Genomic DNA, 13,669 nt, shown 5'->3' with positions numbered 1-13,669 from the left:
CGCTTCGATGAAAGCTTGTGGTGTAATCGCAGAATATAATCCTTTTCACAACGGACACCGCTATCAACTGTCGGAAGCACGTCAGATGACCAAGAGCGATGTCATGATTGTCGCCATGAGCGGCAATTTTGTCCAAAGGGGCGCGCCCGCTTTGTTGGATAAATGGACGCGTGCGGAAATCGCGTTGCGGAACGGTGCTGATATAGTCGTGGAGATGCCCGTGTTGGGAAGTGTCCAGGCCGCGGATCTGTTCGCAAGTGCAGGCATCCGTTTGCTGCAGGCGATGCAGTGCGATGCCTTTGCATTCGGTGCTGAAGAAGGCACAGCGGAAGATTTCATTTCGCACAGCCGCTTCTTGCGCGAACACGAATCGGAAATCAATCGGATTTTTCAGACTTACCGAAATGATGGCAGAACCTATGCTGCGCAACTGGAAACGGCCATTGCCGACATCTTGCGCCCACGAGGTTCTGCTATTTCCTTTTCAACGCCCAATAATCAGCTCGGATTGGCGTATGTCAAAGAAAATGAACAATTCCCTGAACCGATGGAAACGGCCATCGTGCTTAGGCGCGGTGCCGGACACAACGACAGTGACGCTTTCGGACAAGAATTTGCAAGTGGGACCGCCATTCGCGAATGGTCACTCCACCACGGGAAAGAAACCGAAAGGAAGGACATTGGCAGGTTTGTGCCGCAAGAGACGTTAGAGGCGCTGGAGAGGCGTCCTCTGCTTGATTGGGCCCCTTACTGGGGAATGTTGCAATATCAGCTCCTGTTGCTCTCGCATACGGAACTCCAGAACATCTATCAGGTTGAAGAAGGTATCGAATACAGGCTGAAAAAGGAAGCCGAGGACGCAGCTGATTTTACGGCCTTCATTCGGCGTGTGAAGACCAAGCGCTGGACATGGGCGAGGCTTCAGCGGGTCTGCACCTATATTTTGTTGGGGATAACCAAAGCAGAAGCGCATTCTTTCCGGGAAAAAGCGGATTCCATCCGGTTGCTCGGATTTACGGAGGCAGGAAGACGCTATCTGAACACTTTGAAAAAAAACACGGAAACCCCGATCGTCACGAAATTGCGTGAGCCACATACCTCGGACTTGCAGCTGGAAATCCGGAGCGATCGCATCTATCGGTTGGGAGCCATTCCAGTTTTGGAGGAGCAGAATTTCACCCGGTCGCCCATTTATATCCGTAACGAGCCAAGGAATCAGAGCTAAGTTTTTTAAGGAAATTTATGAAAACTTTAATGAAAAAATGCAAGAAGCGTTTGACTGACCACAACCAAAGAAATATAATGGATAGGTTAATAGATGCTAGAGCCTTTAATATTCGGTTTTAGGCACTAAGGAGGACAATCAAATGAGCGAAGAAGCCAACTCCGTCAGTTTCGTTCCCGTAATCGTGGGGGGGAACAGAGGAGCCTATAGTTTGGCGAGAGCTTTCTATGAAGCGTATCAAGTTAAAACGAATCTCATCAGCCCGATGATCATAGGTCCTATCGGCAATTCCCGCATCATCAAGCATTACATCCAACCGGGAATCGATGACCTGGATCATTTTTTTGAGACTATTCAACAAATCGGCCGTGACTATCCGAATATGAAAAAAATCATCTTTGGGGCAGACGATCGCTATGCAGAACTGTTGATCCGAACGAAGGACCGCTTCAGTGATGATTGGATCATTCCGTACGTGGATGAAGATGTATTCCTGCGGGCGACAAATAAGGAAAGTTTTTACGCCATCTGTGAAAAAGCAGGGGTTCCTTATCCGAAGACTGTAGTTATGGATGAATTTTCACTGAACTTGCCGTTTGAATTTCCGATTATCATCAAGCCTTCGAATGCCATCATGTATCAGGGACTGCATTTTGAAGGGAAAGAAAAAGTCTTCATAGGACGGGATGAAAAAGATCTTGAACGCATCTATCATTTAGTGCGCGACAATGGCTATACAGACAACCTGATCCTGCAGGAGTATGTGCCCGGCGATGACACTTACCTCGGTGTCGTAACGGTCTACACATCGCCTAGGGACAAGGAAATCAAGCTGATCGCGTTCGGCCACATCCTTTTGGAAGACCATACGCCATCCGCCATCGGAAACCACCTGACGATTTGGGCAAGAGAAGAGCAGAAGATTGTTGCTTCCGTCCAAAAACTGGTTGCGGAAACCGAGTTTTATGGTTTCTCCAATTTTGACGTGAAGTATGATGAGCGCAAAGATGACTATGTTTTCTTTGAATTGAACGGGCGTCTTGGCGTCAGTAACTATTATGTCACTGCCAGCGGCAACAATGTCGCGAAATACTATGTTGAAGATTTCATAGCCAAGAAAAAACTTGGTGTTACGATCAATACGAATGAAACCTTGTTCACTATGACACCAAAGAGCCTTTTGCTGAAGTACGTCAAGTCCGACGTGTTGCGGAAAAAAGTAAAAGAGCTGTACAAGGATGGCAAAGTAGTGCACCCGTTGGATGCGCCTTTTGAAGTCAGCCCGAAAAGGAAATTCTATGTGTTGGCTTCCAAATTCAATTATTACAAAAAATTCAGAGAGTATCCGCCAGAGGAATAAGCTGAATCAAGAAACAAACGGGAAACGAGGGATGAGAAAGTATGAAAAAATTTTTTGGTATTCTTGGGGGAATGGGAACGCTGGCGACGACCAACTTTCTTGTTGAAATGAATAAACGTCATTTCCCCGAAAACGACCAGGATTATTTCAATTACGTTCTGATGAACCACGCTGATATTCCGGATCGTACGGAATATATTTTGGATCCGACCAAACCGAATCCGGTGGACGCAGTGATAGAAGATGTTCATATGTTGAATCTTCTTCAGCCAGAATTCATCATCATGCCCTGCAATACTATCCATTATTTCTTCGATGATATTCAAAAGGAAACGGATATTCCGATTTTGAATATGATCGATCTTACGGTCGACTATATTGCGGAACATTATGAGGGCGCAGAAAAAGTCGGATTATTTGCCACAGAGGGAACGCATCAGAGCCGCATCTACGAAAATCGGCTTGTTGAGAAAGGTTACCAAGTTGTATTGCCGGACAGAGAATTACAAAACAAGATCAATAAAATGATTTATTATTACATCAAAGAGAGATCGCATTTATTTTTCCCTTTGTATTACGAAATTTTGGAAGACTTCAAAAATTGCGGTGCGGATATTGTGCTGTTGGGTTGCACGGAAGTTTCCTTGATGAACAGTGAGGATGAAGAGCAACGCTATCCGATCGTCGACGCGGAAAAGGTGCTTTTGGACAAAACAATCGCGTTGGCCAAAGAATTAAAAGCATAAAAAAACGTTTTCCTTTTTAGATGTAAAGGAAAATACATTGACAAAGTTTTTTTTCACTAGTATAATTCAATTTGTTATTTTAGGGGTGATGGAAATGCAATGGCCATTAAAAGAATTACAAGAACATCGTGGTGAACCGTACTATTTCTCTCGGATGATAGACCGGGAAAGTTCATTGATGCAAAGAAATAATGAAATCAAAGCAGTGTCGCCGATTAAGGCGGAAGGTTTCTTATTATACGAAAATCATTCTGTGCTTGCCAATTTCCGAATCGATTTAACGATTACCCTGCCTTCGTCAAGGTCGTTGGAATTAGTTGATGTACCCTTGCAATTAGCAATCGAAGAAGTGTACACTGAGAGTGAATCGCTCTACCTCGAGCAGGACAATCCTGCGGAAGTCGTGTTGCCGCTTGAAGGTGATGAAGTGAATCTGGTCCCCGCTATCGAGGACAACATTCTGCTGAATCTACCTCTACAAGTCTTCACGCCGGAAGAGATGGAGTCCGAGGACATGCCTAGTGGCGCTGAATGGGAAGTTGTTTCCGAAGAATCTTTCGCAAGAAAGAGACAAGAAGAAAAAACCGACCAGATTGATCCGCGATTAGCTGGTCTGAAGGCCCTGTTAGAAGACGAAGAAAAAACAGAGTGAAATTTTTGACGCTGATCTTTTTAAATAAATACAGCGATTAATACAGGGAGGTGTAAGGAAATGGCAGTACCTAAAAGAAGAACATCTAAAGCAAGAAAAGCAAAAAGACGTACGCACTTCAAGTTATCAATTCCAGGCTTGAACGCATGCCCTAATTGTGGCGAATTGAAAAAGAGCCACCACGTTTGTGCATCATGCGGTCACTATGATGGAGAAGTAGTTATCGAAAAACAAAGCTAATCCTGAAATGCCATCCGCAATTCCAGCCAGCAGAATGAATTTTCTGCTGGCTTTTTTTGTTCCCTTTTTTCAAGGAAGCATAATTTTCCAGAATGAGGTAAAATGTATCTATGCGGCATGGACGCCATATTTTCGCAAAGGAGCGTTGGGATGCAAAACTTCCACTATTTTGAAATTCTGTTGTATGTTTTTCCGATTTTAGAAATCATTCTGATCAACAAATTTTTTAGGCCGTATCTCAGGTACAAACAAATTATCCAATTGACGGTTGCGGACGTTGTGTTGCCGTTTTTGTTCGTAGGCATTCATCTGCTGAGTGTCTACAGTTTGACTTATTCGCTCTTGCCGCACTTTCTGCTTGCGTCTTGCGTCGTCGGCCTGCTCCAGACGCTGTATTTCGACAAACGCAAAAAGATCCATCATCCGAAGCGGTTTTATCGTTATTTCATAAAAATACTGTTTTTGATGGCACTGCTTTTTTATTACATGTTGGTGCTGTTGCGCATTTATTTCCTTGTAAGAGGATAGCCGAAAATTAAAGAATGAGGTGGCACGAAATCATGAAAGTATTATTGTACTCTGAAGGTATGAAATACATCGGGAAATCCGGTTTGGGAAGAGCGATCGAGCATCAGAAAAAAGCTCTCACACTGGAAGGGATATCTTTTACGACAGACTACAGAGACGATTTTGATCTGATGCACATCAATACCTACTTCGGACAATCCTATCGTCTGTTGCATAAAGTCAAAAAACAAGGGAAACCAATCGTTTATCATGCCCACTCCACAAAGGAGGACTTCCGGAATTCTTTTATATTCTCCAATGCGGCTGCGCCTTTGTTCAGTAAATGGATTCTGCACTGCTACAGCCATGGCGATGTGGTCTTGACGCCTACCCCCTATTCCAAAAAATTGCTGCTGCAGGCGGGGTTGCAACAACCGATCATCCCGATTTCGAACGGAATCGATTTGTCGTTTTACCAAGCGACTGCGGAAATGGGTGCGTCCTTCCGCCAGAAATATGGGTATACTGCAACAGACAAGGTTATTATGTCTGTTGGCCTTTACATCAAGCGGAAAGGGATCCTTGATTTTGTCGCTTTAGCCAAAGCGATGCCTGCTTACCAGTTCATCTGGTTTGGATACTTGAACCTCCACCAAGTTCCACGGGAAATCCGCGAAGCGGTAGAGACAAAATTGCCCAATCTGCAATTTGCCGGTTATGTGGCTCCTGATGAGCTCCGGAATGCATACTGTGGTGCTGATTTGTTTTTCTTTCCAACTTACGAAGAAACGGAAGGAATCGTCCTTCTGGAGGCACTCGCCATGGGACAGGAGGTCCTGATCCGGGATATACCGATTTATGAGGACGATTTCGTCGATGGCAAACACGTCTACAAAGGCAAAACGAATGATGATTTCCGAAGGTTGATCAGCGGCATATTGGAAGGGGACCTGCCTTCTTTGAAGGCTGCAGGCCAAGATCATATACGCCAGAAAGACCTCAGCTACATCGGTTCGGAATTGAGAAGTGCTTACGAAACTGCGATCCAGTTGAATAAGTCCGACAAAAGCCCAATCTCGGTCCCGCAAACAAAATGATTTTTTGTGGGAAAAATCCCCACATTCGATAAATTTTTCGGAAACCGCTAGTCTGAGCCAAGCTTTATCTGCGTGGCACTGGTGGTGTCCCATCCTTGCGCCGAGCAAAATGATAGATGATAACTGAAAACAAATTGATTTCGATTATTTGTCGAAATCAATTTGTTTTTTTTATGAATTGTTCGGGAAAATGTGGTAGAAAGTGGGGGGATGTGGTAGACTGAAAACATATTTGAAGGTGGGGGCGAGTGTCTTTATGTTGATGGGCGAATTCAAACACAATATAGATGCTAAAGGCAGATTGATCATGCCCGCAAAATTCCGTGAGGAATTAGGCGATACGTTCATCATCACCCGTGGATTGGACGGCTGTTTGTTCGGCTATCCGTTAAGCCAATGGGAGCTGCTGCAAGAGAAATTGAAACAGCTGCCCCTTGCCAAAAAAGATGCGCGTGCTTTTACCCGTTTCTTCTATTCAGCCGCTATGGAAGCTGAATTGGATAAACAAGGGCGCATCAATATCCCTCAAACATTATTGGATTATGCGAAAATTGAAAAAGAATGTCGTATTGTCGGAGTAGCCGACCGTATTGAAATATGGAGCAACGAGAAGTGGGAAGAATTTGCTGATGAGGCTGCCGAAAACTTCGAAGATATTGCTGAAACGATGATCGACTTTGGATTGTAGGTGTAAAAATGGAAAAATTTGAACATTATAGCGTGTTGTTAAATGAGTCCATCGATGGTTTGAACATCAAACCAGATGGCATTTATGTCGATTGCACTTTGGGTGGTGCCGGACACAGCAGCGTGATTTTATCAAAATTGAATGAAAATGGGCATCTGTATGCCTTTGACCAAGACCGTATCGCTATCGAAAATGCAGAAGCAACGTTGGCGAGTTATATCGAAAAAGGCATGGTGACACTCATCAAGGCCAATTTTCGGAATATCAAAGAAGAACTGGAAGACCGTGATGTGTTTGGCGTGGATGGCATCCTGTATGATTTGGGAGTGTCTTCCCCACAATTGGACCAAGCAGAACGAGGGTTCAGTTACCGCTATGATGCGCCGCTCGACATGCGCATGGACCAAGAACAGGAATTGACGGCCCGCGTCATTGTGAATGAGTGGTCTTTTGCTGAGTTAGTGAAGATTTTTTATCGTTATGGCGAAGAAAAATTTTCAAAGCAGATTGCCCGTAAAATCGAAAAAATCAGAGAAACCCAACCGATTGAGACGACTGGCGAATTGGTTGAAATCATCAAGGACTGCATCCCTGCACCTGCCAGAAGAAAAGGTGGACACCCGGCTAAGCGTATTTTCCAAGCTTTGCGCATCGCCGTCAACGACGAATTATCCGCTATTGAAGATTCGATAGAAGATGGCTTGAAGATGCTGAACGTCGGAGGGCGCATGAGCGTGATTTCCTTCCAATCATTGGAGGACCGGATCGTTAAAGTTCTTTTCAAAGAAGCCAGCTCGAAAGAGGACACCTTGCCGCTTTTGCCTATTCTTCCCGTGGAGTATGAAGCGGACTACAAACTGATCAGCCGAAAACCAATCATGCCCAACGAGGCGGAATTAAGTGAAAATTCGCGTTCTCAAAGTGCAAAATTGCGTGTCATCGAAAGAGTCAAGATATAACAGGAGCACAGCAGCTCTGTAACTAAAGATCATCAGTCAGAAACAATGAAGCGTGCCTGAGCTGCACGATTCATTGCGGGGGAGGAGAGGATTAAGTGGCATTACCTGAATATAGAGCGGCAATAGCACCACAACCGAAGCTGCCTAAAGAACAGACAGAACCCATAAAAGGCCAACCTGAACCGAAAGGCTACAAGGCCGTTAGAGATAAATATGTCAAACTTGAAAAATTTGCCATCACCATCACGCTGTTAAGTGCATTGGTCGTATTGCTGTTATCACTGGCTACACAAGTGACCCTCTCCAATCAGAACAGAGCGTTGCAGGACTTACAAAATGATAGCGTTGCAATCGGTTTAGAAAATCAAAACTTGGAGCAAGAAGTCCAAGAACTTTCAAGATACGACCGCATCATCGAGATAGCAAAAGAACTTGGTCTGGAAATGAATGAAGCAAACGTTAGGAATGTTACGCGATGAAAAAAACAGCTAATCCTCAAAAAAACCGAAAAAAAATGACTCGCATCATGGTTGGTTTAACAGGTTTACTATTTCTTGTATTTATTTTTCGTTTTTCTATGATCATGATCACCAAGAAGGTAAATGGCGAGAATTTAAGCGAGCATGTTAATAACTTATATACCAGAAGTAGTATCCTTGCCGCAAAAAGAGGTACCATCTATGACATAGGTGGTAATCCCATTGCCTTGGATGCTACTTCTTATTCGTTGGTTGCCGTTTTGACCGATGAATGGAGCGAAGATAAAGAAGCTCCGAATCATATCGTCGACAAGGAAAAAACTGCTGAAGCTCTGGCACAATATATCAGCATGAGCAAAGAAGAGATTCTGACCACTCTGAACCAAGAGGGTTTGAAGCAAGTCGAATTCGGAAGCGCAGGAACCAACCTGAATTATGCGACCAAATCCAGCATTGAAGCAGAAGAACTTCCGGGGATTACGTTCGAGGAAACACCTTCAAGACTTTATCCAAACGGGATTTTTGCGTCTCATCTTGTCGGCTTTGCGCAAAGTTCAGCCAGCGAAGAAGAAGCAGACACAAACGAAGAGAAGAAATTGGTCGGCATGATGGGAATAGAATCCCTGTACGATAATGAGTTGGATGGCAGTGATGGTGAAGTTACCTATCAAGAAGATTCCAATGGTTACCTGATTCCCGGAACGCAGATTCAGGAAAAGGAGCCAGTTGAAGGGAATAATCTTTATCTGACGCTCGACAGTCGCCTGCAGATCTATCTGGAAAGCCTGATGTCGCAAGTGTATGCAGAGGCTGAACCGGAATCGATGACAGCTATGTTGGTTGATCCGGATACCGGTGCGATTCTTGCGGCTTCCCAGCGTCCCACCTTCAACGCCACGACCAAAGATGGCATTGATGCGCAATGGCAGAATCTGTTGGTGGAGGATACCTACGAACCGGGTTCCACTTTCAAAATTTTGACTTTGGCGGCAGCTGTGAACGAGGGGGTATTCAGCCCATTTGCAACATATACTTCCGGTAGTGTGGAAGTGGAAGGAGGAACCATCCGTGACTACAATAAGGATGGTTGGGGCAATATCACCTATCTCGAGGGATTGGCCCGCTCAAGCAACGTGGCCTTCGTGAAACTGGTGCAAACAATGGGTTACGATGTTTGGGAGTCCTATATGAAGGCATTTGGAATCGGACAATCAACCGATTCGGGACTGGAAAATGAAGCAACTGGGAATTACAGCTATACGTATCCGCTGGAAAAAGCGAATACGGCTTTCGGACAAGGGGTAACCGTTACGCCTTTCCAATTGATGCAAGCTTTTACGGCAATCGCAAATGATGGCACCATGATGAAACTGAACTATTTGGATCGCACAGAAGATCCGAATACGGGCAAGGTTACCGTTAATGAACCGGAAGAAGTCGGATCTCCGATCAAGGCTGAAACCGCCCAAACAGTCCTGACCTATCTGAAAGAAGTCGTCTACAACGAGAATGGATCCGGACAGGCTTACAAGATCGAAGGGACAGAGATCGCTGCTAAAACGGGTACGGCGGAAGTGGTGAATTCCACAACTGGCGCATATTACACTGGCTATTCCAATTATCTTTACTCGGTGGTCGGATTCGCGCCAGCGGATGATCCCAGCTATATCCTGTATTTGACAATGAAACGACCTGCAAACTTGGACAGCCTGAATGGCTCCAAGTATCTGTCGGAAATATTCAATCCATTCATGACAAGAGCAATCGAGTACGACAACCTGAATACGGAAGTGACGGGGGACGTCAACCAGGCTTCGATGCCGGAAGTGACAACATTATCCAAAGATGAAGCTTTGGCGGCACTGACTGCTGTCGGATATAATGATACAGCAATCATCGGCAGCGGTAGCCGAATCGTGCAACAATACCCATACGCCGGGACACAAACTATCACGAACCAGAAGGCGATCCTTATGACAGAAGGGGCGATGACGATGCCTGATGTTTACGGTTGGTCAAAAGACGATGTCTTGAAAGTATCAGAAATCGCTGGCATAAACTTTACTTTTGAAGGGGAAGGCTATGTGGTTTTCCAGAGTCTGGAGACGGGATCCATCTTGAACGCTGCCACGGAAGTCAAGATCATTTTGGAATAAGCGTTCAGAAGCAACACTCATAAAATTAATCAATCAAAAAATGTAAAACACCTATTAGGAGGAAATCATATGCATTGGACAGAAATGCTGTTGCCATTATCGATCAGCTTTGCCCTTACAATCAGCATGATGCCAATTTTCATCGGCTATTTTAAATTGAAACAATTCGGACAGATCACAAGGGAAGAAGGTCCGAAATGGCATCAAGTGAAAAGTGGCACACCGACGATGGGCGGAGTCGTATTCATCATTGCTGCAATCCTTACCGTTATCGGGACAGCAATCTGGAAAGATGTCCTCACCGTAAAATTGGCTATGTTGCTGTTTGTTCTGTTGTTTTTTGCAGCTATCGGTTTTTTGGATGATTTCCTGAAAATATTCAAAAAACAAAATGAAGGGCTGACTTCCAAACAAAAGTTCATTTCGCAATTGGTCGGGTCTTTCGTCTTCGTCGCGCTGTTCTTCTTGTCGGGTTCAGATCCTCTGATCACCATTCCCTTCTTGGGACAGATCCATAACTGGTTCGTGTTCGCTGCATTCACGATTATCTGGATCACAGGTTTTTCGAATGCTGTGAATCTGACCGATGGATTGGACGGATTGGTTGCCGGCACAGCAGGCATCGCCTATACTGCATACGGCATATTGGCATACCGCCAAGGACAATTGGAAGTACTACTGTTTTGTATCGCGATTGTAGGCGGCCTGATCGGTTTCTTCTTTTTCAACAAAAAACCAGCTAAGATTTTTATGGGCGACGTCGGCTCGTTGGCATTGGGTGCCGGACTCGCTGTTGTTTCCTTGGCGTTGCATCTGGAATGGTCCTTGTTGCTGATTGGCCTTGTTTTCGTCATTGAAACGGCCAGCGTCATGCTGCAGGTAGGCTCCTTCAAATTGCGCGGCAAACGCATCTTCAAGATGTCTCCGATCCATCATCATTTCGAAATGAGTGGGTGGAGCGAATGGCGCGTCGTCTTGACTTTCTGGGCGGTCGGTCTAGTTTCTGCAATCTTAGCCTTGTGGCTGCTTGTCTAAGCGAAAGGAGAAAAAGACATGAAAACAAATAATCGATTTGAAAACAAAAAAGTATTGGTGCTGGGCTTGGCGCTCAGCGGGATGAATGCGGCCAAACTGCTCTTGGAACTGGGTGCAATGGTCACAGTCAATGACGCAAAGGAATTGAACGACAATCCGGATGCGAAGGAGTTGATTTCATCCGGAATCAAAGTCATCGCTGGATCCCATCCAATCGAGTTATTGGATGAATCTTTCTCGTTCATGGTCAAGAATCCGGGCATCCCTTACAACAATCCGATGGTCAAACGTGCTATTGAATTGGGAATCCCAGTGTTGACAGAGGTCGAGTTGGCAGCAGAAATTCTCGAAGGCCGCCTGATCGGTGTGACAGGCACGAACGGAAAGACCACTACCACGACGATGATCACTGACCTCTTGAATGCAGGCAGAAAAATAGGGAAAGCCTATAAAGCCGGCAATATCGGCGTGCCTGCATCCGCAGTGGCGCGTGTGGCGACTGCAGACGACGATGTCGTGATGGAACTGTCCAGCTTCCAATTGATGGGTATCGAAGCGATGCGTCCTGCCATCGCCGTCATCACCAATATCACGGAAGCCCATCTGGATTATCATGGGGACCGCAAAGAATACGTCAAAGCGAAGTGGCGCATAACCGAGAACCAAACCGCGGATGATTATCTTGTTTTGAATTGGGATCAAGCGGAATTGCGTGAAATGTCTCAGCTTTCAAAAGCGCAAATCGTTCCTTTTTCACGCACGCAGGTTCTGAATGATGGCGCCTATGCATCAGAAGGTTCACTGTATTTCAAGGGCGAAAAAGTGATGGATATTTCCGATTTGAGGGTTCCTGGCGAACACAATGTCGAAAATGCACTTGCTGCGATCGCTGTAGCGAAACTGTCGGGTGTGGCCAATGTCGCTATCGTATCAGCCTTCCACCTCTTTTATGGCGTAGAGCACCGGATCCAATTCGTAGCCGAGCTCAACGGAAGAAAATTCTACAATGACTCGAAAGCGACCAACATCCTCGCAACCAAAACGGCTCTGAGCAGTTTCCGGGCACCAATCATCCTGTTGGCGGGAGGATTGGACCGTGGGAATACCTTCGATGAGCTCGTTCCCTTTCTTGAAAACGTGAAAACGCTGATCGTCTTCGGGGAAACTGCCGAGAAACTCAAGGATGCGGGAGAAAAAGCCGGAATCAAAGAAATCGTCGTGACGGATCATGTCGCCAGTGCGGTTCCGATCAGTTACCAGTACAGTGAAGAAGGCGAAACGATTCTGTTGTCTCCGGCCTGCGCGAGTTGGGATCAGTACAAAAATTTTGAAGTGCGCGGCAAAACATTCACAGATGCTGTCCATTCCTTGGTCAAAGCCACGAGTGAGGAGGATGGTTCTTTCTAAAGAACCTATGTGCTTATGAAAATAGTATTATCCGGTGGGGGAACAGGCGGGCACATCTACCCGGCTTTAGCCCTGATGAACCGAATCAAAGAAAAATATCCGGACAGCGAGTTCCTTTACGTGGGAACAGACCGCGGTTTGGAAAGCACAATCGTACCGAAGGCGGGCGTTGCCTTCAAATCGGTCAAAATCCAAGGTCTGCGCCGAAGTTTATCGCTTCAGAACCTGAAGACAGTCTACTTGATGATCAAGAGCATTTCGGACTCAAAGAAAATTATTAAGGATTTCCAGCCGGATGTCGTTATCGGGACGGGTGGTTATGTTTGCGCCCCCGTCCTGTATGCCGCATCCAAACTGAGCGTGCCAACCATCATTCATGAGCAAAATTCAGTAGCAGGCGTCACCAATAAATTTTTGAGCCGAGTTGTGGATCGCATCTGCATTTGTTTTGAGGATGCCCGCGGAGACTTCTCCGCCTATCCAGAGAAGATTGTTTTCACCGGGAATCCCCGGGCGCAGGAAGTAGCCTCCTTGAAAGAAAGTGCTGATCTGAAGGTCTACGGATTGAAGGAAGAGTTGCCGACTGTTTTGATATTTGGCGGCAGCCGCGGAGCCAGAAAACTGAATGACTCTTTCGTAGCCGCCTACCCGCTCTTCAAAAACAGGCCGTATCAAGTTCTGTTGGCAACCGGAGAAATCCACTACAATGCGGTGGAGCAAGAAATCAATACGTTGACGGACCGTTTGGATAACATCCGTATTGTGCCGTACATCCATGATATGCCGAAATTGTTTAAGCGTACCGACTTAATCGTATCGCGTAGCGGAGCGACCACATTGACGGAAGTGATGGCTTTGGGCTTGCCGAGTATCCTGATCCCCAGTCCCTATGTCACAAACAACCATCAGCAAAAAAATGCGGAAAGCCTAGTGAAAAATGGGGCAGCCGAAATGATTCTCGAGAAAGACCTGCAGGCACAATCATTATTTGAAGCCATCGATAATCTGATGACTAATGTAACAGCACGCAAAGAAATGGCATTCCAAGCCAAGCAGATGGGTATAACCGATGCATCAGACAGGATCATCGATGTCATCTTGACTTTGAAGAAATGAGA

The 13,669-nt window shown here is 45.7% G+C and carries 14 protein-coding genes; all 14 read left to right on the top strand.

The window, feature by feature from the left end; all coding sequences use genetic code 11:
- The first annotated feature begins 7 nt into the window (after positions 1 to 7).
- The gene (locus C7R56_RS07565) at positions 8 to 1,225 is read left to right on the top strand and encodes a nucleotidyltransferase (protein WP_159072196.1); all 1,218 of its coding nucleotides are present in this window, start codon (positions 8 to 10) and stop codon (positions 1,223 to 1,225) included.
- 142 nt (positions 1,226 to 1,367) lie between these two features.
- A complete protein-coding gene (locus C7R56_RS07560) occupies positions 1,368 to 2,585 on the top strand; it encodes a carboxylate--amine ligase (RefSeq protein ID WP_107995939.1) in 1,218 nt (405 codons plus the stop codon).
- A gap of 41 nt (positions 2,586 to 2,626) precedes the next feature.
- On the top strand, positions 2,627 to 3,331 hold the full coding sequence (locus tag C7R56_RS07555) for an aspartate/glutamate racemase family protein (protein WP_107995938.1): 705 nt from the start codon (positions 2,627 to 2,629) through the stop codon (positions 3,329 to 3,331).
- Positions 3,332 to 3,425: 94 nt separating this feature from the next.
- Positions 3,426 to 3,983, top strand: coding sequence for a YceD family protein (locus C7R56_RS07550; RefSeq protein WP_159072195.1), 558 nt, complete (start codon positions 3,426 to 3,428; stop codon positions 3,981 to 3,983).
- A 60-nt stretch (positions 3,984 to 4,043) separates the two neighbouring features.
- Positions 4,044 to 4,223, top strand: coding sequence for a 50S ribosomal protein L32 (rpmF, locus tag C7R56_RS07545; protein WP_086628343.1), 180 nt, complete (start codon positions 4,044 to 4,046; stop codon positions 4,221 to 4,223).
- 150 nt (positions 4,224 to 4,373) lie between these two features.
- The gene (locus C7R56_RS07540) at positions 4,374 to 4,751 is read left to right on the top strand and encodes a DUF3397 family protein (protein ID WP_159072194.1); all 378 of its coding nucleotides are present in this window, start codon (positions 4,374 to 4,376) and stop codon (positions 4,749 to 4,751) included.
- 32 nt (positions 4,752 to 4,783) lie between these two features.
- The gene (locus C7R56_RS07535; RefSeq protein ID WP_107995936.1) at positions 4,784 to 5,827 is read left to right on the top strand and encodes a glycosyltransferase; all 1,044 of its coding nucleotides are present in this window, start codon (positions 4,784 to 4,786) and stop codon (positions 5,825 to 5,827) included.
- A gap of 256 nt (positions 5,828 to 6,083) precedes the next feature.
- Positions 6,084 to 6,515, top strand: coding sequence for a division/cell wall cluster transcriptional repressor MraZ (gene mraZ, locus C7R56_RS07530; protein ID WP_086943378.1), 432 nt, complete (start codon positions 6,084 to 6,086; stop codon positions 6,513 to 6,515).
- A gap of 8 nt (positions 6,516 to 6,523) precedes the next feature.
- Positions 6,524 to 7,474, top strand: a complete 951-nt coding sequence (gene rsmH, locus C7R56_RS07525; RefSeq protein WP_107995935.1) for a 16S rRNA (cytosine(1402)-N(4))-methyltransferase RsmH — start codon at positions 6,524 to 6,526, stop codon at positions 7,472 to 7,474.
- A 95-nt stretch (positions 7,475 to 7,569) separates the two neighbouring features.
- Complete coding sequence (locus C7R56_RS07520; RefSeq protein ID WP_107995934.1) at positions 7,570 to 7,953, top strand: septum formation initiator family protein; 384 nt, start codon at positions 7,570 to 7,572, stop codon at positions 7,951 to 7,953.
- Positions 7,950 to 10,109 carry a penicillin-binding protein gene (locus C7R56_RS07515; protein ID WP_107995933.1) on the top strand — a complete coding sequence of 720 codons (2,160 nt, stop codon included), beginning with the start codon at positions 7,950 to 7,952 and terminating at the stop codon, positions 10,107 to 10,109. Before C7R56_RS07520 ends, C7R56_RS07515 begins: the two co-directional genes overlap by 4 nt.
- A 69-nt stretch (positions 10,110 to 10,178) precedes the next feature.
- Positions 10,179 to 11,144: a phospho-N-acetylmuramoyl-pentapeptide-transferase gene (mraY, locus tag C7R56_RS07510; RefSeq protein ID WP_107995932.1), complete on the top strand. Its 966-nt coding sequence runs from the start codon at positions 10,179 to 10,181 to the stop codon at positions 11,142 to 11,144.
- 18 nt (positions 11,145 to 11,162) lie between these two features.
- On the top strand, positions 11,163 to 12,551 hold the full coding sequence (gene murD, locus C7R56_RS07505) for a UDP-N-acetylmuramoyl-L-alanine--D-glutamate ligase (protein WP_107995931.1): 1,389 nt from the start codon (positions 11,163 to 11,165) through the stop codon (positions 12,549 to 12,551).
- 15 nt (positions 12,552 to 12,566) lie between these two features.
- Positions 12,567 to 13,667, top strand: a complete 1,101-nt coding sequence (gene murG, locus C7R56_RS07500) for an undecaprenyldiphospho-muramoylpentapeptide beta-N-acetylglucosaminyltransferase (protein WP_107995930.1) — start codon at positions 12,567 to 12,569, stop codon at positions 13,665 to 13,667.
- Positions 13,668 to 13,669: the final 2 nt, after the last annotated feature.

The organism is Trichococcus paludicola (genome assembly GCF_003052295.1).
Lineage (GTDB): Bacteria > Bacillota > Bacilli > Lactobacillales > Aerococcaceae > Trichococcus > Trichococcus paludicola.
Note: the sequence above shows the minus strand (reverse complement) of the source record. Positions and strands in the feature narration are given on the sequence as shown.

Coding starts and splice junctions, on each gene's coding strand:
- C7R56_RS07565 (WP_159072196.1), top strand. CDS start 8: ATGAAAGCTTGTGGTGTAATCGCAGAATATAATCCTTTTCACAACGGA.
- C7R56_RS07560 (WP_107995939.1), top strand. CDS start 1,368: ATGAGCGAAGAAGCCAACTCCGTCAGTTTCGTTCCCGTAATCGTGGGG.
- C7R56_RS07555 (WP_107995938.1), top strand. CDS start 2,627: ATGAAAAAATTTTTTGGTATTCTTGGGGGAATGGGAACGCTGGCGACG.
- C7R56_RS07550 (WP_159072195.1), top strand. CDS start 3,426: ATGCAATGGCCATTAAAAGAATTACAAGAACATCGTGGTGAACCGTAC.
- rpmF (WP_086628343.1), top strand. CDS start 4,044: ATGGCAGTACCTAAAAGAAGAACATCTAAAGCAAGAAAAGCAAAAAGA.
- C7R56_RS07540 (WP_159072194.1), top strand. CDS start 4,374: ATGCAAAACTTCCACTATTTTGAAATTCTGTTGTATGTTTTTCCGATT.
- C7R56_RS07535 (WP_107995936.1), top strand. CDS start 4,784: ATGAAAGTATTATTGTACTCTGAAGGTATGAAATACATCGGGAAATCC.
- mraZ (WP_086943378.1), top strand. CDS start 6,084: ATGTTGATGGGCGAATTCAAACACAATATAGATGCTAAAGGCAGATTG.
- rsmH (WP_107995935.1), top strand. CDS start 6,524: ATGGAAAAATTTGAACATTATAGCGTGTTGTTAAATGAGTCCATCGAT.
- C7R56_RS07515 (WP_107995933.1), top strand. CDS start 7,950: ATGAAAAAAACAGCTAATCCTCAAAAAAACCGAAAAAAAATGACTCGC.
- mraY (WP_107995932.1), top strand. CDS start 10,179: ATGCATTGGACAGAAATGCTGTTGCCATTATCGATCAGCTTTGCCCTT.
- murD (WP_107995931.1), top strand. CDS start 11,163: ATGAAAACAAATAATCGATTTGAAAACAAAAAAGTATTGGTGCTGGGC.
- murG (WP_107995930.1), top strand. CDS start 12,567: ATGAAAATAGTATTATCCGGTGGGGGAACAGGCGGGCACATCTACCCG.